General features: G+C 76.3%; 19 protein-coding genes and 1 pseudogene. 9 read left to right on the forward strand and 11 right to left on the reverse strand.

Going from position 1 to position 25,780, the window contains the following annotated elements; all coding sequences use genetic code 11:
* Positions 1-247: 247 nt before the first annotated feature.
* Together IEY37_RS00675 and IEY37_RS00680 are read right to left on the reverse strand one after the other, a co-directional pair.
* Positions 248-3,589, reverse strand: a complete 3,342-nt coding sequence (locus tag IEY37_RS00675) for an AAA family ATPase (protein ID WP_188939602.1) — start codon at positions 3,587-3,589, stop codon at positions 248-250.
* Complete coding sequence (locus tag IEY37_RS00680; RefSeq protein WP_229673481.1) at positions 3,586-5,169, reverse strand: metallophosphoesterase family protein; 1,584 nt, start codon at positions 5,167-5,169, stop codon at positions 3,586-3,588. Before IEY37_RS00680 ends, IEY37_RS00675 begins: the two co-directional genes overlap by 4 nt.
* A 157-nt stretch (positions 5,170-5,326) precedes the next feature.
* Here IEY37_RS00680 and IEY37_RS00685 point away from each other — a divergent pair, with 157 nt between their 5' ends.
* Positions 5,327-6,205, forward strand: a complete 879-nt coding sequence (locus IEY37_RS00685; RefSeq protein WP_188939603.1) for a spermidine synthase — start codon at positions 5,327-5,329, stop codon at positions 6,203-6,205.
* A 4-nt stretch (positions 6,206-6,209) separates the two neighbouring features.
* Here the strand turns inward: IEY37_RS00685 and IEY37_RS00690 are convergent, their stop codons facing one another.
* Both IEY37_RS00690 and IEY37_RS00695 read right to left on the reverse strand, forming a co-directional pair.
* Positions 6,210-6,389, reverse strand: coding sequence for a hypothetical protein (locus IEY37_RS00690; RefSeq protein ID WP_188939604.1), 180 nt, complete (start codon positions 6,387-6,389; stop codon positions 6,210-6,212).
* A 120-nt stretch (positions 6,390-6,509) separates the two neighbouring features.
* Complete coding sequence (locus tag IEY37_RS00695) at positions 6,510-7,166, reverse strand: hypothetical protein (RefSeq protein WP_188939605.1); 657 nt, start codon at positions 7,164-7,166, stop codon at positions 6,510-6,512.
* 565 nt (positions 7,167-7,731) lie between these two features.
* On the opposite strand from IEY37_RS00695, the gene IEY37_RS00700 reads away from it, so the two are divergent.
* A complete protein-coding gene (locus IEY37_RS00700; RefSeq protein ID WP_188939606.1) occupies positions 7,732-9,288 on the forward strand; it encodes a glycosyltransferase family 39 protein in 1,557 nt (518 codons plus the stop codon).
* A gap of 225 nt (positions 9,289-9,513) precedes the next feature.
* On the opposite strand, the pseudogene IEY37_RS22705 reads toward IEY37_RS00700, so the two are convergent.
* A pseudogene (locus IEY37_RS22705) lies at positions 9,514-11,142 on the reverse strand (NAD(P)/FAD-dependent oxidoreductase).
* A gap of 523 nt (positions 11,143-11,665) precedes the next feature.
* Between IEY37_RS22705 and IEY37_RS00710 the strand changes: the two are divergent.
* The 5 genes from IEY37_RS00710 (at position 11,666) to IEY37_RS00730 (ending at position 15,107) form a co-directional block, all read left to right on the forward strand.
* Positions 11,666-12,556, forward strand: coding sequence for a hypothetical protein (locus IEY37_RS00710; protein ID WP_188939607.1), 891 nt, complete (start codon positions 11,666-11,668; stop codon positions 12,554-12,556).
* The gene (locus tag IEY37_RS00715; RefSeq protein ID WP_229673484.1) at positions 12,553-12,969 is read left to right on the forward strand and encodes a phage holin family protein; all 417 of its coding nucleotides are present in this window, start codon (positions 12,553-12,555) and stop codon (positions 12,967-12,969) included. The genes IEY37_RS00710 and IEY37_RS00715 overlap by 4 nt, the downstream gene beginning before the upstream one ends.
* A complete protein-coding gene (locus IEY37_RS00720) occupies positions 12,966-13,619 on the forward strand; it encodes a DUF3618 domain-containing protein (RefSeq protein ID WP_188939608.1) in 654 nt (217 codons plus the stop codon). Before IEY37_RS00715 ends, IEY37_RS00720 begins: the two co-directional genes overlap by 4 nt.
* Before the next feature lie 82 nt (positions 13,620-13,701).
* Complete coding sequence (locus tag IEY37_RS00725) at positions 13,702-14,565, forward strand: MBL fold metallo-hydrolase (RefSeq protein ID WP_188939609.1); 864 nt, start codon at positions 13,702-13,704, stop codon at positions 14,563-14,565.
* 38 nt (positions 14,566-14,603) lie between these two features.
* A complete protein-coding gene (locus IEY37_RS00730; RefSeq protein ID WP_188939610.1) occupies positions 14,604-15,107 on the forward strand; it encodes a hemerythrin domain-containing protein in 504 nt (167 codons plus the stop codon).
* Here IEY37_RS00730 and IEY37_RS00735 read toward each other — a convergent pair.
* Entirely contained in the window at positions 15,086-16,138 is a 1,053-nt protein-coding gene (locus IEY37_RS00735) for an N-acetylglucosamine kinase (protein WP_229673485.1), read from the reverse strand. The two genes, IEY37_RS00730 and IEY37_RS00735, sit on opposite strands and share 22 nt — an antisense overlap.
* A complete protein-coding gene (locus IEY37_RS00740; RefSeq protein ID WP_188939611.1) occupies positions 16,129-17,403 on the reverse strand; it encodes a 6-phospho-beta-glucosidase in 1,275 nt (424 codons plus the stop codon). The genes IEY37_RS00735 and IEY37_RS00740 overlap by 10 nt, the downstream gene beginning before the upstream one ends.
* Before the next feature lie 335 nt (positions 17,404-17,738).
* On the opposite strand from IEY37_RS00740, the gene IEY37_RS00745 reads away from it, so the two are divergent.
* Positions 17,739-19,220, forward strand: a complete 1,482-nt coding sequence (locus IEY37_RS00745; RefSeq protein WP_188939612.1) for an aminotransferase class I/II-fold pyridoxal phosphate-dependent enzyme — start codon at positions 17,739-17,741, stop codon at positions 19,218-19,220.
* Between the two features lie 71 nt (positions 19,221-19,291).
* Here the strand turns inward: IEY37_RS00745 and ligA are convergent, their stop codons facing one another.
* Entirely contained in the window at positions 19,292-21,520 is a 2,229-nt protein-coding gene (ligA, locus tag IEY37_RS00750; protein WP_229673486.1) for an NAD-dependent DNA ligase LigA, read from the reverse strand.
* Between the two features lie 168 nt (positions 21,521-21,688).
* Here ligA and IEY37_RS00755 point away from each other — a divergent pair, with 168 nt between their 5' ends.
* Entirely contained in the window at positions 21,689-22,264 is a 576-nt protein-coding gene (locus IEY37_RS00755; protein WP_188939613.1) for an NADPH-dependent FMN reductase, read from the forward strand.
* A 57-nt stretch (positions 22,265-22,321) separates the two neighbouring features.
* Here IEY37_RS00755 and IEY37_RS00760 read toward each other — a convergent pair whose 3' ends face one another.
* Genes IEY37_RS00760 through IEY37_RS00770 form a run of 3 tightly spaced genes read right to left on the reverse strand, consistent with a single transcriptional unit; the run spans position 22,322 to position 25,754 of the window.
* The gene (locus IEY37_RS00760; protein ID WP_229673487.1) at positions 22,322-23,470 is read right to left on the reverse strand and encodes a uroporphyrinogen decarboxylase/cobalamine-independent methonine synthase family protein; all 1,149 of its coding nucleotides are present in this window, start codon (positions 23,468-23,470) and stop codon (positions 22,322-22,324) included.
* Positions 23,467-24,537, reverse strand: a complete 1,071-nt coding sequence (gene mnmA / locus IEY37_RS00765; RefSeq protein ID WP_188939614.1) for a tRNA 2-thiouridine(34) synthase MnmA — start codon at positions 24,535-24,537, stop codon at positions 23,467-23,469. The genes IEY37_RS00760 and mnmA overlap by 4 nt, the downstream gene beginning before the upstream one ends.
* Entirely contained in the window at positions 24,537-25,754 is a 1,218-nt protein-coding gene (locus tag IEY37_RS00770) for a cysteine desulfurase family protein (protein WP_188939615.1), read from the reverse strand. Before IEY37_RS00770 ends, mnmA begins: the two co-directional genes overlap by 1 nt.
* Positions 25,755-25,780 lie beyond the last annotated feature (26 nt).

The raw sequence follows: 25,780 nt of genomic DNA on the forward strand, positions 1-25,780 counted from the left end.
CCTCGCCCGCACGGGCACGGGGCACGGGGCACCGGGCACGGGGCAGCCCGTCGCCGGCCCACCTCTCACGCGGAGCAGCGCCACACCTACGGGCACCGTGACAATTGCCGCCGGCGCCCGACTCCCCAGGCGGACGAGCGCCCCCCGACGGCACCGGTGACACCGCTCGCCGGCGCCCGACTCCCGCTCAGGCGGACGAGCGCCCCCCGACGGCACCGGTGACACCGCTCGCCGGCGCCCGATCCGCTCAGGCGGAGTAGCGCACCCCCCGACGGGCACCCGTCACCCGGACCAGGCCTGAGTCGAGCAGGTCCCGGCGGACGGCGGTCCAGTCCTGCTCGTCCAACCCGGTCCGCGCGAGCACTTCGGCGCGGGTGAGCGGGCCGCCGGATCGCAGTACCGCCAGCACCCGCGCCACCCGCGGGTCCTGAATCGCCACTCCCGGCGCGGGGCGCTCGGCAGGGTTCGTCGCCGGCCGGATCGGTGCCGCCACCTCACCGCCCAGCGCGTCGGGCTGCCACGTCGTTGCATCGCCCGCCTCCGGGCCCAGCTGGTCCATCCCGTCGAGCTCGCCGACGCCCGAGACCGGAACCGCCCCGCCCCTGCGGTCCGCGCCGGTCCCGTCGCCTGCGCCGCCGGCCCGGCGGGAGCGGCCGTCGCCGGAGCGGCCGTCGCCGGAGCGGCCGGGCTCGCGGACGTCGCCGCAGCCGGCGTGGCTCCCGAGGTCGGTCGCGTCGCCAGGCCCACCGGCGCCACCGCCGGGTCCTCCGGTCGTGCCCGCCACGCGGGCGCCGCCGATGTCGCCGGACGTCGGCGCCGCGGCGGGCGCTGCGGCGGCACGTGGCACCCGCGTCGAACGCGCTGCTGCCGCAGGTGTCGCCGGGACGGGTGCCGCCGTCGTCCCCGCCCCGGTCGTCGGCTCGGCCACCGCGGTCGCCGGAACCGCCACCGCGGGATCGCCGTCGAGTCGCAGCACCGTCGCTCCGGCGATCGCGGTGTACCGCTCGGGTGTGCAGGTCAGCAGCACGACCTGGATGTCCGGTGCGGCCTCGGCGAGCACCCGGCCCATCGCGGCCAACCGCACCGCGTCGGTGTGCCCCAGGGCGTCGTCGAGGATCACCGGCACGCCGCCGTCCCCGTCCCCCGCGCCGAGCAGCTGGGCCGCCGTCAGCCGCACGAGCAACCCCAGCTGCTCCTGGGCGCCGGTGGACAGCGCCGCGAACGGCACGGTCGACCCGCGCCAGGTGCGCGACACCACGCGCAGGTCGGCGTCCACCTCGAGGTCGACGCCCGGCCCGTGCAACACCTCGGCCAGGGCCACCAGCCGGCGCCGGAAGGGGTCCACGTACCCGGCCCTGGCGGTCGCCCGGTGCGCCTGCACCGTCCGCCACAGCAGGTCGGCGGCGCGGGCCCGACCCCGGACGGACGCCAGCTCGTCGGCCGCCGCCTGCTCCGCGGACAGCGCCGCGTCGAGCAGGTCCTGCCGACCCTGCTCGCCCATCACGGCCAGCCGCGCCGACAGGTCCCGCAGCTGCTCGACGAGGTCGGTCCTGGCCCGCTCGGCCGCGTCCCGGCGGGACCCGGCACTGCGGCGTGCGGCCCGCACGCCCTCCGGATCGGCCTCACGCCAGCGCTTGTCGGCCTCCTGGGCAGCGGCGTCGGCCAGCTGCCAGGCACGGTCGGCCAGCGCGACCGCCTCGACCAGCGCGTCGTCGGAGGCGACGGACCGGGCGTCGCGCAGCTCGACCTCGGCCACCGCGGACTCCGCACCGGCCGCCGCGAGCCGCGCCGTGGTGGTGGCCAGCTCGACCCGCAGTTCCGCCGCGGTGGCCCGGGCAGCGGCCAGACCGTCGACGGCCGCGCGGTGGTCCGCCCGGGCCGCCGTCTCGGCTGCCTCGGCCTGCTTGCGCCGGGCTCGGGCGTGCCGGGCGTCGTCGGGCAGCGGCTGCTCGCCGCGTCCGCCGAGCAGCCGGTCCCGCTGCAGCTGCAGGTCCGCCAGCTCGGCCTCGAGCGCGCCGAGCGTGTCCCCGGCGAGCCGGCCGGTGAGCCGGTGCTCGGCCTGCACCACCGCGGCCTCGTCGCGTTCCCGCTCCGCCAACCGGCGGCGGGCGTCCTCGACCCCGGTGACCCCGAGGTCGGCCGACAGCCGGTCGAGCAGGGTCGATGCCGCAGCCGCCTCCTCGCCGCGGGCGACGGCGTCCTGCCCGGGCAGGACGGTGACCTGCACGACGCCGGGCACCTCGATCTCGACCGGGCCGGTCAGCGCCACGGGTTGCGGCGGATCCGCCGGCGGGGCCGGCCGCCCGCCGACCAGTACCGGCGTCCCGGCCAGCGGGCGCACGACGAGGTGACCGGCCACCGCCTCGCACCGGGCGAGCGCGACGTCCCGGGCGTGGGCGACCTTCTCCAGTCGCCGGACGGCCTCCCGGTCGACCCGGTGCCCGGCCAGCGCCCGGCGGGCCGCGGCGAGCTCCAGGATGTCGGTGCGGGCCGCGGCGACCCGCTCGGCGAGGACGGCGTGCCGATCGAGCAGGAGGACCACCTCGAGGTCGTCGCGGGCGGCGACCGCGTGGGCGGCCGCCCGGTCGACCGCCGCGGAGGTCGTGCGTTCCGCCGACTCGCGTCCGGCCACGACGCCGTCCTGCTCGGTCAGCGCGCCGGTCGCCGGCTCCACCGAGGCCTGCAGCCGCTCCATCTCGGCGGCCAGCCGGTCGATCCGACGGTGCAGGCCGGTCCGGACCTGCTGGTCGGCGCGGGCCTGCCGGAGCTGGTGCCCCGCCCGCTGCGCCACCTCGGCGGTGACCGCCCGCTCGTCCTCCACCGCCGCGAGGCCGGCCACCGCTCGCTCCGCGGCGAGCAGCGCGGCCGCGGCCGCACCGGCGACCTCGACCGCCTGGGCCAGCTGACCGGTGAGCAGCTCGTGCAGGTCCACCGCCGCGGCCAGCTCGGCGAGGGCGGTACGCGCGTCCTCGGTGGCGGACCGTGCCGCGGTGTGCCGCTCGATCGCCTGCCGGTACGGCCCCGTCGGCCGGCCGGTCGGCGTGTGCCAGCGGAGGTACTCGGCCTCGACGGCGCCGAGCAGGTCCTGACCTGCCTCGGCCGCGGTCCCGGCCGCGCGGTCCAGCGCGACGCTGAGGCTGCCGCTGTCCCCGAGTCCGCTCTGTTCCAGCGGGACGCCCTGCAGCACCCGCAGGGCCTTCCACAGCAAGCGGTCCAGGTGCTCGTCCAGCAGCTGCTCGACCCGGTCGTGCGCCCTCGACCCGGTGAGCTGCTCGGGCCGCGGGGCGTGCAGCGAGAGCGTCGTCCCCGCACCCCGGTTCCAGGTCTTGCGGTAGGTGAACCGGTACGGACCCACCGAGAGCTCGGCCTCGACCGTCGTGCCCACGTCCTCGCCGACCGGCTGCACCGCCCGGACCCGCGCCTTGGTGGCGCTGTCCTTCTCCTCCAGCAGCAGGTCCAACGCCTCGACCAGCGAGCTCTTGCCCGCCTCGTTGGCTCCCTCGATGACGACGACGCCGGCGTCGGGGAACACCAGCTCGCGGTGCCGCACACCGCGGAACCGGTCGACGGACAGCCGGTGCAGCTTCACCGCGACGCTCCGGCCAGGCGGTGCAGCAGGGCCAGCGCCGCTCCCGCGACGTCGGCCTCGGGTCCCGGGTCGGCGGAGATGGCCGCCAGCTCCTCGACGGCGCCGCGGAGGTAGCCGTCCACCGCCAGGCCGCCGAGGTCGCCGGGGTCGACCAGCACCGCCAGGTCGCTGCGCGACTCGCGGATGCGGACGGCGGCGAACAGCTCCGCGTGCTGCTCGACCAGGTCGTCCAGCCGCGCCCGCCCGGCCGGGCCGAGCGTGCCGGTCAGGGCGAGCCAGACCACGGTGCGGTCCTTGGCGGGCAGGTCGGCCAGCGCCGCGTCGAGCAGGTCCAGGTCGGCGTCGCGGTCGACGGTGCGGTCGAGCTCGCGGAACGTCCACGAGCCGACGCGGTGCCCCTCGACCTGCGCGCCGTCGGCGGACAGCCGGACGGACAGCACCTGCCCCGGGTCCTGCTCGTCGACGTCGGTGACCTCCTGCGTCCCCGAGTACCAGACCGCCCCGGACCGGCCGACGGACGTCACGGAGTGCCGGTCGCCCAGGGCCACGTAGTGCACCTGGCCGGCGGCGAGCGCACGCTCCAGCACCGCCAGCACGATTTGGCCGGGATCCCGCCGCTCGCCGGCCAGCACGTCGACACCGCCGTGCCCGGCCACCACACGGAGCACCGCGGTGTCCCCCGGCGGCGGCAGCTCCGCCAGCGCCTGCGCCACCAGGTCGGTGCGCGGGTGCTTGCCGAACCATGGCGCGGCGACGATCTCCACCCCGGGCCGCACCACGTGCACCCCGGGACGGTCGAGCACCGTGACGTGCGCCGGGACGGCCGACCGGAACGCCCGCGAGGTGTACACCGCGCCCGCGTCCAGCGGGTCGTGGTTGCCGGGCAGAAGGTACACCGGGACCGGCACACCGGCCAGCACCTCGAGCGCGCGGCCGACCACGCGCGGCGCCACCGCATTGGACTCGAAGACGTCCCCGCAGACCAGCACGAACTCGGCGCCGGTGGTCGCGGCGAGCGTCCCGATGCGCTCGACCGCCTGGAGCCGGGCGGCGGTGTAGCGCGGCTGCGCGTCCCCGTCGAGGTAGTACCGGGTCATCCCGAGTTGCCAGTCCGCGGTGTGCAGGAAGTGCACGGAGCCGGCCGGGGCGGCGGCCGGCGCCGGCGGCTCGGCCGGCAGGGGCTCCGCCGGCAGGGGCAACGCCGGAGTGTCGGGCCTGTCCCGGCGGGTCGCCCGCACGGTGCCGCCGGACCTGCCGCCGGGACCCGTCGACCGGGGTGCGTCCGCCGGCGTCGCGTCCCGGCGCGACCGGCGACCCGGTCCCGTCCCGCGCCGACCCGGCCCGGCGGCCCCGTCCGGTGCTGCCCCGTCGGGCGCGGCACCGCCGGCCGGCTCCGGCGGATCGACGGCCCGGCTCGGCACGGTCGGCACGGTCGGCACGGTCGGCACGGTCGGCACGGCGACGACCGGGCCGGCGTCGTCGGCCACCGGGAGCTGCGGCTGCTCCGGCTGTTCCGGCTGCTCCTGGTCGGTGACCGGGTCCGGGAACAGGGCCAGGAGCGGCTCAGGACGCTGACGCACCCGTGTACCTCCCCTGCCCGCCGTGACCGCGCGGCCACGATCGGGCCGCCCGATCTTGGTATCACGGGGGTCCGACAGCGCCCCGGACCCGCGCCGACGCCCCGCTCCCGCCGCGCCCGCACCGCGCCCCCGGCGACGGGGGCGGCATGATCAGGGGGTGCAGAGGCGTCCACGGCCCACGACGTCGGACGGTCCCGCAGGTCCCGCACCGGGCCGGTACCCGATCGACACGGGCACGGCGGAGCTGATCCGGGACCGCGACCGGCCGCGCGGCTACATGCTGGTGATCGACGACATGGAGTCCTCGCACGCCGACCTGGACGACCCGGGGTGGCTGGAGTTCGAGTACCTGCGGTGGATGGCCGCGGTGATCGAGCACCGGCAGCCCGAGGACGCCGCGTTCCTGACCGTGCACCTGGGTGCCGCGGGCTGCTCCCTGGCCCGGCACCTGGTGGTCAGCCGCCCGCGGTCGCGCCACCTGGCGGTCGAGATCGACGCCACCCTGGCCGCGCTCACCCGCCAGTGGTTCGACCTGCCCCGGGCGCCGGTGCTGCGGATCCGGATCGGCGACGCCAGGACCGAGCTCGAGGCACTGCCGCCGGCATCCGCGAACGTGATCGTCCGGGACGTCTTCTCGCAGGCGGTGACGCCCTGGCGGATGATCACCGCCGAGTTCACCGCCGCGGTGCGCCGGGCCCTGCGTCCCGGCGGCGTCTACCTGCTCAACTGCGCCGACGGGCCCGACCTGGCCACCGCTCGCGCCGAGGCGGCGACCGTCGCGGCGGCGTTCCCGCACGTCATGGCCACCGCGGACACGCCGATGCTCAAGGGCCGGCGGCGCGGCAACATCGTCCTGGCGGCGTCCGACGAGCCGCTGCTGGACGCGGACCTGCTGCGGGCGCTGTGGGCCGACCCGCTTCCCGCGGCCGTCTGGGACGACGCGCAGCTGCGTACCTTCGCCTCCGTCGCCCGCGTCCTGCACGACGACCAGCCGCCCGGGCCGCGGGCGGCGCCCGGCCGGCACCGGGCGCCGTGACCGCTCAGCGACCCTGCGGGTCGTCCTCCTGGTTCTCGACCTCGGTGCGCTCGTCGAGCAACGGCGGGAACTGGCCCTCGGCGGCGCGCCCCGGGTCCACCATCTCGGCGTCCGGTTCGGGTCCGAGCTGCTCGCTGGCGGCGCCGGGGGTGACGGCCTGGGTGGGGTGCTTGTCGGCGGGCATCTAGGGATCCCTTCCTCGCGTCCGTGCTGCAGGTGCTGACGCCTGCGCCGGTACCCGCTCGGCGGCCGGGCCATGCCGGCCCGCGGCCCGGGACCGCGCCCGCGACCGGCGCCGACCGGGTCAGGGCACGTACCAGTGCAGGAAGGCGACCAGCGAGTAGCCGACCAGGCAGGCCGCTCCCAGCACGGCGGCGACCCGCCGCCGGCGGGGGGTGTCGAGCAGGGCGGCGGCCGTGACGAGCAGCGGCAGGCCGGCCGCCGCGTACCGCTCGAACGACGCGAACCCGGGCGCGGTGAGGCCGACCGCGACCATCGTGCCGGCGAACGCCGTGAACGAGGCCGGCAGCCGGCGGCGTCCGGCGACGAGCAGCAGCACCGCGACGGCGATCCACGGCAGGTGCAGCAGCAGGGTGGCATCGGCCGGCGACCCGGACAGCAACCCGCGGACCGCCTGCACCACCGTGGTGAACGGGTCGTGGGCGACGCCGCCGCGCAGGCCGGGTCGGGTCTGCGCGCGCAGGGGCGCCAGCGCGTCCCCGAAGGCGTGCCCGGCCCACCACAGGAAGGCCGCCGTGCCGGCGGGCGGCGCGGCCACCGCGGCCGCGCCGGCCAGCCGCTCCGCCGGGGTCCACCGTCGCCAGCGCTGCGCCAACTCCACGGCCGCCGGCACGGCCAGCGCCACCCCGGTCGGTCGCAGCGCGCCGGCCAGGAACCCCGCCGGCACGGCCCAGCCCGGCCGGTCCGCGCGCAGCGCGAGCAGCACCACACAGACGAACACGCCCTGCAGGCCCTCCGCGTCCCCAAGACGAGCACGAAGGACGCAGGGGTGAACGCGAGCAACCAGGGAACCCGGGAAGCGACCTCGTCTCCGGCGACCGTCCGGGTCAGCCGCACGGCCAGGACCGCGTAGGCCAGGGCGGCGACGTTGCCGACGAGCAGCAGCGCGATGCCCAGCTGCCCGCCGGTCAGCGGCCCGACCGCCCGGGTGAGCAGGGGCAGCAGGGGGAAGAACCGACGGCCCTCGTCGGGGAGGGAGAGGTATCCGTGTCCGGCGATGCGCAGGTACCACGCCGCGTCCCAGCCGAGGAGGCCCTCCCGGCGGGCCGCCACGGGCACGACGACCGACAGCGCGAGCCCGACCAGCACCGCGACCCGCGCGGCCACGAACGAGGCCACCGCCGACCGGTAGCGGGCCGGCAGCCGGGTCAGCGCGGGCATGCCGCACCGGCCCGGGACGGGCTGCGGTGCGGGCCGGTGCGGCCCGGCCGGTGGGGTGCCACGTGAGCAGCTATACCCCGGGCCGGCGTGTCGTCACCAGCAGGACGGGGACGACCGCGCCGGGGGTGCAGCCCGACCCGGCACCGACCGGGCGCCTGCGGACGGTGCTGGTCGCCGGGCTGGGGCTGGTGGTGCTGCTCGGCGTGCTGCTCCGGCTGCACAGCCCGTCGGCGCTGTGGCTCGACGAGGCGCAGTCGGTCGGCATCTCGGCGCTGCCGGTGCCGCAGCTGTTCGACGCGCTGCGCCAGGACGGCTCCCCGCCGCTGTACTACCTGCTGCTGCACGTCTGGATCCAGGCGTTCGGCACCGGCGACGACGCGGTGCGCTCGCTGTCGGTGGTGGCCGGCCTTGCCTCGCTGCCGCTGGCCTACCTCGCCGGCCGCCGCACCGGCGGGCGGCGGGCCGGCGTCGCCGCGCTGCTGCTGGTCGCCGCCAACCCGTTCGCGGTGCGCTACGCCACCGAGACCCGGATGTACGCGCTGCTGCTGCTGCTCGTGCTGGTCCTCGTGGTGGTCGCGGACCGGGCGCGGGAGCGGCCCTCCCCGGCCAGGCTGGTCTGGGTGTCCGTGGTGTGCGGGTTGCTGGCGCTGACGCACTACTGGGCGCTGTTCCTGCTGGCCGCGTGGTCCGGCTGGTTGGTCTGCCGCGCGGTCCGCGGCCCGGACCGCCCGGTCGCCCGGCGCCTGCTGGCCGCCGAGGTTGCCGGCGGCGTGCTGTTCCTGCCGTGGCTGCCCGGGTTCCTGTTCCAGGCCCGGCACACCGGCACGCCGTGGGCCGAACCACCGGGCCCGGGCACCGTGCCGGACACCGTCCTGGCGTGGGCCGGGAGCCCCGCGTGGCCGGCGGTGCCGGTGGCCGTGCTGCTGGTCGTCGCCGCCGTCCTGGCGCTGTGGCCGCCCGCGCGGGACGGCCGGACAGCGGCGTCCGGCCGGGTGGCGCGGCTGCGCCGGAGGCTCGACGGGCTGCTCGGCCGGCGCACCTGCGCGGCACCGGTGCTGCTGGTCGGCGCGGCGGGCGGGCTGCTGATCGGGCTCGCGGTGAGCCGGGTGCTGCACTCGGGTTTCGCGCCGCGGTACTCGACGGCGGCACTGGCGCCCGCCCTGCTGCTGGCCGCGGTGGGGGTGGCCCGACTGCGGTGGCGCGCCGCCGCGGTGCTGTCCGCCCTCACCGTGACCCTGGGGCTCGCGGCTGCCGTGCCCGTCGCCTTCTCCGCCGACCGGACGCAGGCGCGTGCGACGGCGGCGCTGCTCTCGGCGCGGGCGCAGCCTGGTGATCTGGTCGTCTACTGCCCCGACCAGCTGGGGCCGGCCGTGAGCCGCCTGCTGCCCGCGTCGGTGCACCAGGTGGTCTACCCGACGCTCGGCGCCCCGCAGCGGGTCGACTGGGTCGACTACGCCCAGCGCAACGGGACCGCCGATCCCGAGGCGCTGGCGCGCCGGCTGTCCGCGGCGGCCGACGGCACGGTGTGGCTGGTGAGCGCTCCCGGGTACCGGACGTTCGGCGACCAGTGCACCGAGCTGGCGCAGACCCTCGCCGCGCTGCGCGGGTCGGCCCGCACGGTGCAACGGCCGGACCCCGCGGACTTCGAGCAGCAGACGGTCACGGCGTTCCCGGCGCGGTGAGCGGGCCGCCCGCGCCTGTCATCCGCGGGTCCGGGACCGCGACACGGAGGCCGACCGGACGGGCGCGGCGGGCGGCGGTCCCCGCGACGGCGCGGCGACGGTCCGACCACTGTTCCGACGACAGCGCGACGACAGCGCGACGACATTACGACTCGACGACAGTGCGCACAGAGCCGCCCGACCGCCTCGGGGATCGGGCGGCTCCGGAGTGCCGTGTGTCCCGACCTACGCGGCCCCGTCCCGCACGGACGGCCGCCGGACCACGGGCCGGGCGGTGGTGGGGATGACCGGCGCGGCGCGACCGGAGCCGGCCGCCGCGGTCCGCGGTCGCGCCGGCCACTGCGCCACCGGTGACGGCGCCGCCGCATCGGCGGCGGCGTCCGGCCGCGCGATCTCCTCGTGGTAGTCCTGCTCGACGTTGACCTCCCACGGGTCCTCCCGCGGTGCGTCGCCGACGATGTTGGAGACCACGACCATGGCGGTGAGCATGCTGTGGTCGGAGTTGTTGTAGCGGTGCATGCCGTTCCGGCCGACCGGGTGCCGTTCGGCGCCTCGGCCAGCAGCCACTCCCGGATGATCTCGACGTTGCGCTGGTAGTGCTCGTCGTACACCGGGTATGCCTTGGGCTGCCGCACCACGTAGCCGGCCTCCACCGCGCCCGCGTCGACCAGGCCCAGCTCGGCCAGCTCGCGGCGGGCAAGGGCGACGAGGTCGTCGTCGGGGGAGGTCCACAGGTCGTCGCCGACGGTGACGAAGTACTCCAGCCCCAGGCAGGTACGGCCGTCCTTGACCAGGTGCGGCGACCACGACCCGAAGTTCTGGATCCGCCCGACCCGCACCTGCGGGTCGTGGACGTAGATCCAGTTGTCCGGGAACCCGGCGGCCTGCGGCACCACCAGGGCGACGGTGAGGATGTCGCGGTGGTGCAGCGCGGCCGCGGCATCGAGCACCCGCTGCGGCGGCGCCGGCGACATGCAGGCGACCAGATCGCCGAGCGGCATGGAGGACACCACGTCGGTGACCGGGATCCGTTGGCCCCGGCCACCACCCGCACTGCCGGCACCACCCGCACCAACGGCACCGCCGGTGCGGACCGCGACGGCGCCGCCCGGCCCGCGGTCGATGCCGACCACCGGCGCGTTCACCCGGACCTCGACACCCGCGTCCTCGACCTGCTCCCGCACCCGGTCCCACATCATCCCGGGACCGAGTTTGGGGTAGTCGAACTCGTCGATCAGCGTGGTGACCGCGGTCCTGTCGCGCTGCAGGCCGAACGCGTTCCACACCGCCGAGAACAGCGACAGGTTCTTGATCCGCTGCGCCGCCCAGTCGGCCTGGATCTCCCGGGCGTCGACGCCCCACACCTTCTCGGTGTAGGTCTTGAAGAACGTGCGGTACAGCCGCCACCCGAAACGCGCGGCGACCCAGCCCTCGAAGTTGCTCTGGTCGCACGGCGGGTGCACCCGCACCGCCAGGTACGAGACGACACAGCGCACGGCCTCGGCGAAGCCGAGGTTGCCCAGCGCGTTTCGCCGGCTTGAGCGGGTAGTCGTAGAGCTTGCCGTCGTAGAGGATGCGGCTCATCCGTGGCCGGCGCAGGAAGTCGCCGTCGGGCAGCACCCGGTGCCAGAAGCGCGAGACCGCCGGCACCTTCGTGAAGAAGCGGTGCCCCCCGATGTCGAAGCGCCAGCCGTCGCGCTCGACGGTGCGGCTGATGCCGCCCACCCAGGGATCGGCCTCCAGGACGACGGCCGGCAGGCCGGCGTCGGCGAGTTGGTGTGCCGCGGTCAGCCCGGCGGGGCCGGCGCCGATGACGGCGACGACCGGCTCGGGTGGTGACGTGGCAGCGGTCATTGCTCCTCCTCGTACGGATGGCCGGCCATCGCGCACGCGTGCGGGTGCAGCGGACGGGGTCACCACCGTGGCCGTGACGCCCTCCCCGGGCACATCCGCGTCGGCCGAGACGCGTCCGGGACGCACCCCGGACGGACGACAGCTGCGATGCCACTCTTCGACCGGCGCCGCGTCCTGCCAACTACCCGGGGCCCGGTTCCGGCAAACGGTCGGGCGGGACACCCGTCGGGAGCCGTCACCGGCCGGGCGCGGTTGCGGTGCGACACCGGCCCGGGCCGATCCCGCCCACAGCCGTGTCGGATTCCGGTGGGGACAGGCGTTTGACGCTGTAAACAGCGGGTACTGCGGCCGTGTCGGGCAGAAGGTCCGGTGTCCGCGACGGCGTCCGGTGCACGGGCGTCGCCCGGACAGGTGTGCTCGCCCGGTGGCACGTGTGGCCCCCGGGACCCGCACCGCGCCTCGTCACATCGACGGACATGCCGCCGGTCACCGGACGGCAGGACGAATGGGAAAGGGAAAGGCGATGACGGGAAGTCACGACTTCGACACGCCAGGCCTCACGGATCGGCCGGCAGTGGGAACCGGGTACGTCCCGGGCGGTCTCAGCGACCCGGCGGCCGTGCCGGTGGTGACCTCCGGCAGCGGATCCGGCGGGTCCAGCAGCGCCGGGTCGACCGCGCAGGTCGCCAAGGACCAGGCCAAGGACGTCGCCGGCGGTGCCGCGCAGAGCGCGCAGCACGTCGCCGCGGTGGCCAAGGACCAGGTCGGCCAGGTGACCGCGGAGGCGGGCAACCAGGTGAAGAACCTGGTGGGCCAGGCGCAGTCGGAACTGAGCAGCCAGGCCTCGAGCCAGCAGCAGCGGCTGGCGGGAGGGCTGCGGACGGTCAGCGACCAGTTGCGGTCCATGGCGCAGAACTCGCAGGAGTCGGGCGTCGCCACGGATCTGGCCCACCAGGCGGCCGGCCGCATCGGCGACATCGCCGGCTGGCTGGAGAACCGGGACCCCCAGGGCGTCCTGGAAGAGGTCCGGTCCTTCGCGCGGCGCCGGCCGGGCGCCTTCCTGGCGATCGCACTGGGCGCCGGCGTGATCGCGGGCCGGCTGGCACGCGGCCTCAAGGAGGGCACCAGCAGCGACCAGGGCCAGTCGAGCGGCTACCAGGGCGCCCAGGGCTACCAGGCGGGCGGCTACCCGACCGGCGGCTACCAGACCGGTGGCTACCAGACGGGCGGTTACCAGACGGGCGGCTACCAGGCCGGGTACCCGGCGGGCGGCTACCAGGCCGGCGCTCCGGCCACCGGCTACCAGGCCGGCTACGGCGCGCCCTCGTCGGCCACCGCCCCCGGCGTGGGCACTGCCGGCTACCCGGGCGCCCTGCCGGACGACGCCGCCCGGTCGTCGTGGGGGTCGCAGTGAGTTCTCCCCTGGACACACCACCCGCCGAGGACCAGCGATCCCTCGGTGAGTTGATCGGCGGCATCACCACCGACCTGTCGACCCTCATGCGGCAGGAGGTGGCGCTGGCCAAGGCCGAGCTGACGCAGAGCGCCAAGCGCGCGGGCAAGGGTGCCGGCATGTTCGGCGGCGCCGGCTTCGCCGGGTACTTCGTGCTGCTGTTCCTGTCCATCTGGCTGTGGTGGTGGATCGGTACCGGCATCGGCCACTCCTGGTCCGCGCTGATCGTCACGCTGCTCTGGGCGGTCGTCGGTCTCGTGCTGTTCCTGCGCGGGCGCGCCGAACTGAAGCGGGTCCGCGGGCTGGACCGCACCACCGAGACGCTGGGCAAGATCCCGAACGCCGTGAAGGGCCACGAGGAGGAGAACCGATGACCACCAACGACCCGGACGTCATCCGCGCGCAGATCGAGCAGACGCGGGCCGGGCTGTCCGACGACGTCAACGAGCTGTCGGACCGGGTGAACCCGGCCAGCATCGCGCGGCGCCAGCGGGACAGGATCAAGGACACCGCCACGACCGTCAAGGACCACATCATGGGATCTGCGGAGAACGTCAAGGGCCACATCATGGGCGCGACCGACTCGGCGTCGGACTCGACGTCCGGTGCGGTCGCGAACGTCAAGGACGCCGCGTCCGGCGCGGTGTCGAACGTCCGCGGTGCGGTCGCCGAGGCGCCGCAGCGGGTCTCGCGGCAGACGCGGGGCAACCCGATGGCCGCCGGGCTGATCGCCTTCGGCGCGGGGCTGATCGTGGCCTCGCTGCTGCCGGCCTCCCGGCGCGAGGCCGAGGCCGCCGTGGCGCTCAAGGAGAAGGCGCAACCCCTGGTAGAGCAGGTCGGCTCGGTCGCCAAGGAGGCGGCCGGGAACCTGCAGGAGCCCGCGCAGCAGGCGCTGGAGTCGGTCAAGTCGACCGCCACCGACGCTGTGCAGACCGTCAAGGAGGAGGGCCAGTCCGCGGCGGGCGACGTCAAGGACCAGGCCCAGCAGGCCAAGGACAACGTCCAGCAGCAGGCCGGCTCCTGACGACATGACCGGTCCGGCACCGTCGCACGCGCAGGCAACGCCGTCGGCGGTGCCCGGACCACCGTCCGGGTCGCCGGAGCGGATGACCGGGTCGTTGCAGTTCATCGGCAACGCCACCGTGCTCATCCGCTTCGGCGACCTGACGCTGCTCACCGACCCGAACTTCCTGCACCAGGGGCAGTACGCCTACCTCGGTCTCGGGATGGCGACGAGACGCCTGCGCGAGCCCGCACTCTCGATCGCCGAGCTGCCGCCGCTGGACGGCATCGTGCTCTCCCACCTGCACGGCGACCACTGGGACCGGGCGGCCCGCCGCGGCCTGGACCGCGACCTGCCAGTGGTCACCACCCACAAGGCGGCCAGACGGCTGCGGCAGCGCCACTTCTCCCACGCCGTGGGGTTGGCGACCTGGTCCGACTCGGTGCTCGTGCACGGGCGGACGCAGGCCAGGATCACCGCCCTGCCCGGACGCCACGCACCCCTGCCGGTGCACCGGTTGCTGCCGCCGGTGATGGGCAGCATGGTCGAGCTGGGACCGGCGGACGGGCCGCCGCAGGTCCGGCTGTACATCTCCGGGGACACCCTGCTCGTCGACGAGCTCGCCGACATCCCGCGCCGCTTCCCGCACATCGACCACGGCCTGTTCCACCTGGGCGGCACTCGCCTGCCCACCGGCTGGTCGCACGGCCTGATGGTGACCATGGACGGCCGGCAGGGTGCGGACCTGCTCGAGCTGGTACGCCCGGCCACGGTGACACCGATCCACCACGACGACTACACCGTCTTCACCTCGCCGCTGACCGCGTTCACCGCCGAGGTCGGCCGGCGGGGCCTGGGCGACCGGGTCACCTACGTCGAACCGGGCGGGACCGTCGAGCTGCGCGGCCGCGCCACGCCGCCGCCGACCCCGCCACCGGGCGGCGGCGCTCCGGCACCGGCCGGGTAGCGTCCCGAGCACCTGCACCCGTGACGGAGGAGACGGCCATGGCCGACATCGTCGATCTGATCTACGAAGACCACGACTGGTTCCGCCGGCACTTCTTCTACCTCGACGACGCCAAGACCGAGGACGAGCTGCGGGCGGTCTGGGAACCGCTGGCCGTCCGGCTCGACATGCACGCCGACGCCGAGGAGACGGTGTTCTACCCCGCGCTGCTGCGCAAGGGCTGGGCCGGTGACCCGGAGGACGAGACCGAGGACGCCATCGACGACCACAACGAGATCCGCGACGCCGTCGCGGACTCCCGCCGGCACCCGGTCGGGTCGCCGGAGTGGTTCGAGGCGGTCGGCAAGGCGCGCACCGAGAACGGCGAGCACCTGGACGAGGAGGAGCGCGAGGCGCTCCCGGACTTCATCAAGAGCTCGACGCCGCAGCTGCGCCACGAACTGGCCATGCAGTGGCTGCAGTTCTACCACCGGCACCCGGCGGGCAAGGGCATCGACGAGTCGGACAAGGACCCGAAGGCCTACATCGAGGCCAACTCCTGACCTCCGCCCGCTGACCAGGCGGCCGTCACCCTGGCGGCGAAGCCCGCGGCCTCGCCGGGCCACCCGCCGTCCCCGCGCAGCCGGTCGCCGCCGAGCAGCACCGCCCCCACCACCGGTGGGACCTCCGGCACCGTGATCGCGACCTGCGGCGCCGCCGCCCGCAGCCCGGCGGCGACGCGGTCGAGCAGCCGCGGGTGCCGGGCCGCCAGGACACCGCCGCCGAGCACCACGCGGCACGGTCCGCGGTCCAGCCCGGTCCGCCGCAGCGCCACCCGCGCCATGGCCACCACCTCGTCGGCCTGCCGGTCGACGACGTCGCCGGCGACCTGGTCCCCCGCCGCGGCGACGGCGAACAGCAGCGGAGCGAGCTCGCCCAGCCGCCGCGCCGGGATCCGGCCGACGTGCAGCCCGACGCCCACCGAGCAGGCGTCCGGGAGCCCGAAGTGGCCGGCCACCGCCGCGCTCAGGGCGGTGGCCGGGCCGCGCCCGTCCTCGCCGCGCACCGCGTGGAACAGCGCCGCCTCGGCGAGCCCCTGTCCCCCGCCCCAGTCGCCGGTCAGCGGCCCGAGCGCCGGGAAGCGCACCTGTCCCCCGTCGGCGCCGACACCGACGCAGTTGGTGCCCGCCCCGCACACCACGGCGACGCCGGCCGTGCCGTCCAGCCCGGAGCGCAGCAGGGCGAGGGTGTCGTTGCCGACGACGACCCGGTCGGCCAGCCGCCATCCGGACATCTCCGCCGCCCAGCGGTGCTCCTGTTCCGGCAGGTCCGCATTGGCCAGGTAGGCGGCCAGCAGGGCGACGCGGGGACCACCCGCCCGGTGGATCGCAGCCGTGACGCCGTCCCGCAGGCCGGCCAGCGCCTGCGGCTCCGGCTCGACATGCGGCCGGAAGCCCGCGGTCCTGGTGCGGGCCAGGACGGCGCCGTCCGCGGCCACGACGGCGACGTCGGTCTTGGAGTTGCCCGCGTCCAGGGCGACGAGCACACCGGGCTCGGCGGCCGGCGCGTCCCGTCCCGGTCCGGTCAGCGCCACGGCAGCAGATCGCGGTTCTCGGCGAGGAGCCGGTCGGCCAGGTCGCCGGCGAGGTCCCACTGGCCGACGAGCGGGTGCGCCAGCAGCGCGAGGACGACCCGGTCCCGGCCACCCCGCAGGGCCGCGTCCAGCGCCAGCCGCTCGTACCCGGCGACGTGCGCCACCAGGCCGGCCGCCGCCGGATCCAGCGGTGCGACCGGGACCGGCCGGGCACCGTCGGGACCGACGTCGGCCGGGACCTCGACGACCATGTCGTCCGGCAGGAAGGGCAGCGCGCCGTCGTTGCGCACGTCGACGACGTGCCGGCCGGGGGCGCCGCCGAGCAGCGCGGCCAGCAGACCGACGGCCGCCTCGGAGTAGTAGGCGCCGCCGCGCCGTTCGAGCAGCTCCGGCTTGCGGTCCAGCGCCGGATCGGCGTACAGCCGCAGCAGCTCGGCCTCCAGGGCGGCGACCTCGTCGGCCCGGGACGGAGCGCCGGTCAGCTCCGCCACCACGGCGTCGTGCCGGTAGAAGTAGCGCAGGTAGTACGACGGGACGGCACCGACGGCACGGACGAGGTCCAGCGGCAGCCGCAGGTGCTCGGCCACGGCCGGGCCGTGCCGGTCGAGCAGCGTCGGCAGGACGTCGGTGTCGGTGGCGCCGTCCGCCCGGACCCGGACGCCGCGCTCCCACGTCAGGTGGTTCAACCCGACGTGGTCGAGCTCGACCCGGTCCGGCGCCACGCCGAGCAGGCCGGCGAAGAACCGCTGCAGCCCGATGGCGACGTTGCAGAGGCCGATCGCGCGGTGACCGTGCTCGAGCAGCGCGCGCGTCACGATCCCGACCGGGTTGGTGAAGTCCACGATCCAGGCCCGGGGCGCGACGCGGCGGACCCGTTCGGCGATGTCCAGGACGACCGGGACCGTCCGCAACGCCTTGGCCAGCCCGCCGGCGCCGGTCGTCTCCTGCCCGAGACAGCCGTACTCCAGCGGCCAGCTCTCGTCCCGCGCGCGGGCCGCCTGGCCGCCGACCCGCAGCTGGAGCAGCACGGCGTCCGCCCCGTCCGCGGCCGCCGTCACGTCGTCGGTCGCCCACACCCGGGCCCCGTGGCCCTGCCGGCGCAGGATGCGGCCCGCGACGCCCGCCAGCAGCTCGCGGCGGTCGGCCGCCGGGTCGACGAGCACCAGTTCGTCGACCGGCAGCAGGTGGCGCAGCCGGGCGACGCCGTCGACGAGCTCGGGCGTGTACGTCGAGCCGCCCCCGACGACGGCGATCTTGAGGCCCACCGGTGTCCCTCCCCGCGTGCGGTCCGTTGCCCTCCGCGCCCCGGCGGTGTCGCGTGCGGTGGCCGCCGTGCGGCGGCGTGCCGGAACCACGCGCCGAGCCGGTCGGCGACCGGTCCGGCCCCGCACGCCGACCTCGTCCCGGCGTCGGCACCAGTCTCCCGGGCGCCGGCCGCGCGCGCCCGGTGACCCGCGGCGGCGCGCCGACGGACCCGCGACCCGCCTCGGCGGCGACCAGCGGACCCGCGGCGGCACACCGGCGGACCCGCGGCGGCACACCGGCGGAGCGGCGGCGGCGCGCCGGTGGGGTCCGCGGGTCCGCCTGGCAGGATGGCCGGGTGCACGACCCGGCCACCCCGATCGAGGCGGCACCGCTCGTGCAGGCCTGGCGGGCGGCCGCCGACGGCGGCCGCACCCCGTTCACCATCCCCGGCCACAAGCGCCGCGCCGGCGGGCTCTCCCCCGTCCTGGGCCGGATGCTGGACGCCGACGTGCCGCTGTTCGGTGGCCTCGACACGGTGAAGCTGACGTCGGGCGTGCTGGCCGAGGCCGAGAGCGCCGCCGCCGACCTGTGGGGTGCGGACTGGGCGCGGCTGTCGGTCGGCGGCTCCACCCACGCGAACCAGGCCGTGGTGCTGGCGCTCGGGCGGCCGGGCGACACCGTGCTGGTGGCCCGAACGGCGCACCGCTCGACCCTGCTCGGCCTGGTGCTGGCCGGCCTGCGCCCGGTGTGGCTCCCGGTGCGGCTGGACCCGCGGTGGGGCATGCCGGTCGGAGTGGATCCGGCGGTGGCCGCGGCCGCGCTGGACCGGCATCCGGAGGCGGTGGCCGTGGTGGCCGTCGAACCGTCGTACCTGGGAACGATCGGGCCGGTGGCCGAGCTGGCCGCGGTGGCGCACCGGGCCGGCGTCCCGCTGGTGGTCGACCAGGCCTGGGGCGCCCACCTGGGCTGGGGTCCGGGCTTCCCGCCGCACGCCCTGGCGGCCGGCGCCGACGCCCTGGTCACCAGCGCGCACAAGACCCTGCCCGCGTTCAGCCAGGCCGCGCTGGTGCTGGCGCGCACGGACCGGCTGTCCGCCGCCCGGCTGGAGCGGGCATTCGACGCCGGTCACACCACCAGCCCGGCCGGGGCGGTGCTGGCGTCCGCGGACGCCTCCCGAGCGCTGCTGGCGGACCCGGCCGGACACGAGCTGCTCGGCCGGCTGGCCGGCGAGGTGGCCGGGGTGCGGGCCGAGCTGCGCGCCGCGGGCTACGACGTCCCCGGCCCCGAGGACTTCGGACCCGGCGGGTTCGATCCGCTCAAGCTGGTGGTGCGCACCGGCGGGCTCGGGGTGTCCGGTGTCGCGGTGGAGCGGGAGCTGCTCGCTCGCGGCCTGCCGGTCGAGATGGCGGATCGGGACGGCATCGTCCCGGCAGTGGGGCTGGCCGACGACGCCGGGTCGCTGGCCGTCCTGGTCGCCGCGCTGCGCGACGTGGCGCGCCGGGCCGGCGCGTCACCGAGGACCCCGTCGGACGGCGCCGGGGCGACGCCGTGGGACCAGTGGGCCGCGGAACCCCCGGAGGCCGTCCTGACGCCGCGCGCGGCGTTCTTCGCCGACCACGAGTCGGTGCCGCTGCAGGACGCGGTCGGCCGGGTCAGCGCGGAGGTGGTGGCGCCCTACCCGCCGGGCGTCCCCGTGCTGGTGCCCGGCGAGCCGGTGACCGGCGCGGCGATCGCGGCGCTGCTGGCCGCCCGGGCGGCCGGCTCCCGGATCGCCTACGCCCACGACCCGCAGCTGGCGACGCTGCAGGTGGTCCGGGACGGCGCGGGGACCCGCTAGTCCGGGACGGTCCGGTCGCCGGCGGGCGGTGGTCGGTGGTGCCCGCCGGTCGGGTCGGTGGTGCGGGCGCGTCAGTCCGTCCCGGCGGCCTCCGCCGTGCCCTCGTCACCGACCGTGGCGACCTCGCGCGCCGCGTCCGGCCCGTCCTCGAGCAGCAGCCGGAACCCGTGCTCGTCGAGGATCGGCGCCTTGACGGACACCGCCTTGTCGTACTTGCTGCCGGGGTTCTCGCCGACCACCACGAACGACGTCTTGCCGGACACCGAACCGGCGACCTTGGCACCGCGCGCCAGCAGCGCCGCCCTGGCGTCGTCCCGGGACCATCCCTCGAGCGATCCGGTCACCACCACCGTCAGGCCGGCCAGGGTCTGCGGCGGGCGGTCGCTGACGTCGTCGGCCATCCGGACGCCGGCCCGGCGCCACTTGTCCAGGATCGCCACGTGCCAGTCGACCGAGAACCACTCGGCCAGCGCGGCCGCGATGGTCGGCCCCACGCCTTCCACGCCGGCCAGTTCCGCCGCTCCCTCCGGGCTCTGCGCCGCCGCCCGGATGGCCTCCATGGACCCGAAGTGCTGCGCCAGCGCGCGTGCCGCCGTCGGACCGACGTGCCGGATCGACAGCGCCACCAGCACCCGCCAGAGCGGCTGGTCCTTGCGCCGCTCGAGGTTGCGCAGCAGGTGCCGGCCCACCTCGGTGAGCTCGCCGTCCTTGCTGCGGACGAACAGCGGCACCCGCTGCAGCGTCTCCTCGGTCAGTCCGAACGGCCGGCCGTCCTCGTCCGTGCCGGGGAACACGTCGCCCTCGTCGGTCACCACGCCGGCCGCGAGCAGGCTCTTGGCCGCCTCGTAGCCCAGGCCCTCGATGTCGAACGCGCCGCGGCCGGCGATGTGGAACAGCCGCTCCCGCAGCTGCGCGGGACAGCTGCGGGCGTTGGGGCAGCGGATGTCGACGTCGCCCTCGCGCATCCGGCGCAACGGAGTGCCGCACTCCGGGCAGTGCGTCGGCATGACGAACTCCCGCAGCGTCCGGCCCTCCCGGACGCCGACCACCGGCCCGAGCACCTCGGGGATGACGTCGCCCGCCTTGCGGATGACCACGTCGTCGCCGATCAGCACGCCCTTGCGGCGCACCTCGTTCTCGTTGTGCAGGGTGGCCATGCCGACCGTCGAGCCGGCCACCAGCACCGGCTCCAGCACGGCGAACGGCGTCACCCGGCCGGTCCGCCCGACGTTGACGGCGATGTCCCGGAGCAGCGTCGTGGCCTCCTCCGGCGGGTACTTGTAGGCGATCGCCCAGCGGGGGGCACGCGACGTGCTGCCCAGCCGGCGCTGCAGCGTCACCTCGTCGACCTTGACCACGACTCCGTCGATGTCGTGGGTCAGGTCGTGCCGGTGCTCGTTCCAGTACGCGACCCGCTCCAGCACCTCCGCGGCGGTGTCCACCACCCGGTTGTGCTCGGAGATCGGCAGCCCCCAGGCGCGCAGCCGCTCGTAGGCGGCGGACTGGGTGGGCACGTCGAACCCGCGCCGGGCGCCGATGCCGTGGCACAGCATGGTCAACGGCCGGGACGCGGTGATCCGCGGGTCCTTCTGCCGCAGCGAGCCGGCCGCGCTGTTGCGCGGGTTGGCGAACGGCGGCTTCCCGGCCGCGACCAGCTGGGCGTTCAGCTCGGCGAAGCCGTCCAGCGGGAAGAACACCTCGCCGCGCACCTCGACGAACTCCGGGATGTCGTGGCCGCCGTCGTCCCGCAACTGTTCGGGCACGCTGCGGATGGTGCGGACGTTGAGCGTGACGTCCTCGCCGACCCGGCCGTCCCCGCGGGTCGCGGCGCGCACCAGCCGACCCCGCTCGTAGGTGAGGTTCACCGCCAGGCCGTCGATCTTGAGCTCGGTCAGCCAGTGGACCGGTGCCGCGGCGTCCCGCGCGGCTCGCTCCATCCAGGCGGTGAGCTCGTCGGCGGAGAAGACGTTGTCCAGGCTCAGGAGCCGCTCGGCGTGCTCGACGGCGGCGAAGCCGGTGGCGAACCCGCCGCCCACCTTCTGCGTGGGCGAGTCCGGCGTGACGAGCTCGGGGTGCGCCTCCTCCAGCTCCTGCAGCCGGCGGAGCAGGACGTCGAACTCGCCGTCGGACAGGATCGGCGAGTCCAGGACATAGTACCGGAACTGGGCGTCGGTGATCCGCTGGGCGAGGTCCGCGTGCTCGCGGGCGGCGTCCGGTGCCGGGGCGTCCGGCACCGCAGCCCGGGCTGCTGCCTCGTCGGCCGTCCCGGCCCCGGCGGTCCCACGCGTCCTCCCAGCCACGTCCCGCACTGTAACCAGCACCCCCGACAGCGGCCCATGGGCCGGATCGGGCACGGCACGCGTGACGGTGCTCACCGCCGCGCGGGGATGCGTTCCTCCCGGCCTACGGTTGACACGTCACAGACCGGCTGTCCAGCCGCTCGTCGCCGTCCGTCGCAGGAGTGCTCCGTGTCCGTCCTCAAGATCGTCGTGGGCTCCACCCGTCCCGGGCGGATCGGCCCGCACATCGCCCGGTGGTTCACCGACGCCGCGCGCCGGCACGGTGGTTTCGACACCGTCGAGGTGCTGGACCTGGCCGACTTCGACCTGCCGCTGCTCGACGAGCCGCACCACCCGCGGCTGCGCACCTACACCAAGCCGCACACCCTGCGCTGGTCGGAGGCGGTGGACGGCGCCGACGCCCTGGTCTTCGTCTCGCCCGAGTACAACTACTCGCTGCCCGCGTCGCTGAAGAACGCCATGGACTTCCTGGTGCAGGAGTGGGCGTACAAGCCGCTCGGCCTGGTCACGTACGGCGGGGCCTCCGGCGGCATGCGCGCGGCGCAGGCCATCCGGCAGGTCGCCGCGGTGCTGCGGATGGTGCCTGTCCCCGACGCCGTCGCGCTGCCGCTGGTGTTCCGCCAGCTGGTCGACGGCGAGTTCGTGCCCGAGCAGGTCAACGAGGACGCGGCCCGCACCATGCTGGACGAGCTGGCCAAGCTGGCCGTGGCGCTTGCCCCGCTGCGCGAGCGCGCGGCGGTCTGACCCTCCCGACGCAGCCACGCGCCGGCGCCCCGCTGCGGGCACGGGCGCGTGGCGCGGTCACCAGCCGTCGGGCGGGTCCTGCAGCGCCTGCGCCAGCCGCCGGCAGGTCGCCATGGCGGTCACCGCCCGATCCGCGGACACCTGCGCCAGCGACCCGGTCGGCGTCACCACGACGTCGGCGAGCGACGTCCGCGGCAGGCCCAGCCGGCGCCACGCCTCGGTGAGCGGGCGGGCCGCCGCGCCCAGGGACCGCGGCGTGGTTGGTCCCGCCGCGGGCACCAACCCGGCGACGATCGCGACGCCGGCCTCGACCGCCTCGCCGATCGGGTCCAGCCGGGCGGCCGCGGTGCCGACCGCTGTGGCGTCGACCCAGAGCGCCGAGGCACCGATCTCGCGCAGCAGCCCGAGCGGCGCGCGGGGGTCCGGGCAGACCGCCAGCACCGGGGTGCCGACGGTGCCGGCCGTGCCCAGAGCGGCGACGGTGCCCGCGGTATCGATACTGCCGACGGTGGCCACCAGCTCGGCCAGGACGTCCCGGACGACCTGCTCGTCGATCGCCCGCACCGTCCCGAAACCGCTCGCCGTGGGCAGGCTGCCGGCCAGCACGGCAGGCAGGTCCGGCTCGTCCAGCTGCAGCACCACACCGGCCGCCGGCAGCCGCCGGCGGACGTCCGCGAGGTGGGCGGCCAGACCCTCGCCCAGCGACGCCGCCAGGTCGCGCACCGCACCCGCATCGGTGAGCGCACGGTTGCCGGACGGCGTCTCGATCGCCGCCGCCAGCGACCACGGTCCGACCACCTGCACCTTCACCCAGTCCGCGCCGGCGTAGTGCTGCTCGGCGGCGTCCAGGTCCCAGGACAGGAAGTCCACGGCGCGCCGGGTGTCGCGACCGGGCCGCCTCGACACCCGCCACCCGGACGGCACCACGTCTGCCCAGATGTCGACCAGCAGGGAAACCGTGCGGCCCACCGCGTCCGCGCCGGCGCCGCGGCCGGGCAGCTCCGCCAGGTGCGGCAGGTCCGGCAGCTCCCCGGCCACCGAGCGCGCGGCCTCGTCCGGGGACGTCCCGGGCAGCGGCCCGAGGCCGGTCGCCGCCGCGACGTTCCAGGGGCGCCGCGCCGTCGCCGGCACCTCGTCGGCGGGCGCCACGACGAGGCCGCCCGGCGACGGGTCCGGCGGCAGCTCCAGCGGTCCGGTCACCGTCACGCCGCCCGCACGATCGTCGCGGCGCCCAGCACGTACCGGTCGTCGCGGTCGTAGAGCACCACCGTCTGCCCGGGCGCCACGCCCCGGGTGGGGGCGTCGAGCACCAGCCGCAGCCGGCCGTCGACCAGGTCGGCGGATCCGGTGACCTGCCCGCCGTGGGCCCGGAGCTGCGCCACCGTCCGCAGCGGGAAGCCGGGCGGCCGGCCGGTGGACCACACCAGCCGGTCCCCGGTGATCACCGTGACGTCGAGGCCGTCGGCCGGCCCCACGGTCACCGTGCCGGACACCGGCTCGATGCCCAGCACGTACCGCGGACGGCCGTCCGGTGCCGGCCGGGACAGGTGCAACCCGCGGCGCTGCCCCACCGTGTACCCGTACCAGCCGTCGTGCTCGGCGACCACCTCGCCGGACACGCCGTCGACCACGGTTCCCGGTTGCCGGCCCAGCTTCTCGGCCAGGTAGCCGCGGGTGTCGCCGTCGGGGATGAAGCAGATGTCGTACGAGTCCGGTTTGGCCGCGACCGCCCAGCCGCGCTCGGCGGCGATGGCCCGCACCTGCGCCTTGGTCAGCTCGCCGAGCGGGAACACCGTGTGCCGCAACTGGTCCGCGGTCAGCACGGCGAGCACGTAGGACTGGTCCTTGGCGGCGTCGACGGACCGGTGCAGCACGCCGTCGACCAGCCGGACGTGGTGGCCGGTGGCGACGGCGTCGAACCCCAGGGCCAGCGCGCGGTCCAGCAGGGCCGCGAACTTGATCTTCTCGTTGCACCGCAGGCACGGGTTCGGGGTCCGTCCGGCGGCGTACTCGGACAGGAAGTCCGCGACCACGTCCTCGGCGAACTCCTCGCTGAAGTCCCAGACGTAGAAGGGGATGCCGAGACGGTCGGCGACCCGCCGGGCGTCGAACGCGTCCTCCACCGTGCAGCAGCCGCGGGACCCGGTGCGCAGCGTCCCCGGGTTCCGGGACAGCGCCAGGTGCACGCCCGTCACGTCGTGGCCGGCGTCCACCGCCAGCGCGGCGGCCACCGCCGAGTCCACGCCGCCGCTCATCGCGGCCAGCACGCGCATCAGCGGGTCACCGCGGCGGCCCGCCGGGCGGCCGCCGCCGCGGCGTCCCGGGCCCGGGAGACGGCCGGCGCGATCGCGGCCACCAGCGCGTCGACGTCCGACGAGGTCGACGTGTGACCGAGGGTGACCCGCAGCGCCCCGCGCGCCTCGCGCTCGGCCATGCCCAGGCCCAGCAGGACGTGCGACGGCCGCGAGACCCCCGCCGTGCAGGCCGACCCCGTCGAGCACTCGACGCCGGCGGCGTCCAGCAGCATCAGCAGCGAGTCGCCTTCGCACCCGGCGACCAGCAGGTGGGCGTTCCCCGGCAGCCGGGACGGGCCGCCGTCCACCACCGACCCGCCGGAATCGCCGGTGAGCCGGACCCCACCGACGGCCGCGGACACGCGGCGCACCAGGTCGTCCCGCAGCGCGGACAGTGTCGCGACCCGCTCGTCCCGGTGCATCACGGCGTCGTGGACGGCGACGGCGAGTCCCGCGGCGCCGGCCACGTCGAGGGTGCCGGGACGCAGGCCCCGCTCCTGCCCACCGCCGAACGCCAGCGGCCGGACCGCGGCCTCGCGGCGCAGCAGCAGCAGTCCGGTGCCGACCGTGCCGCCGATCTTGTGACCGGACACGCTGAGCGCATCCGCACCGGACCGGGCGAAGTGCACCGGCAGCGTGCCGACGGCCTGCACCGCGTCGGTGTGCAGCGGGATGCCGTGCCGGTGCGCCACCTCCGCCAGCTCGCGGACCGGGTTCACCGTGCCGATCTCGTTGTTCGCCCACATCACGGTGACGAGCGCGACGTCACCGGGGTTCTCGGCGATCGCGGCGGCCAGGGTGTCCGCGTGCACCCGGCCGAAGTCGTCGACCTCGAGCCAGCCGATCTCCGCGCCCTCGTGCGCCGCCAGGTGCTCGACGGTGTCCAGCACCGCATGATGCTCCAGCGCGGGCACCAGGATGCGGCGCCGGCCCGGGTCCGCCGCCCGGCGCGCCCGGAACAGGCCCTGCACGGCGAGGTTGTCGGCCTCGGTGCCGCCGGAGGTGAACAGCACCTCGCTCGGCCGGGCGCCCAGGTCCTCGGCGATGCCCTCCCTGGCCTCCTCGACCCGGCGGCGGGCGGCGCGGCCGGCGGCGTGCAGGGACGAGGCGTTGCCGGTCTGCCGCAGCGCGGCCGCGACCGCCTCCACGACCTGCGGGAGGACGGGGGTGGTGGCGGCGTGGTCGAGGTAGGTCATCGCTGTCCCACGATAGGCCGTGCGGC

It is taken from the genome of Nakamurella endophytica (assembly GCF_014646215.1).
GTDB classification, from domain to species: domain Bacteria; phylum Actinomycetota; class Actinomycetes; order Mycobacteriales; family Nakamurellaceae; genus Nakamurella; species Nakamurella endophytica.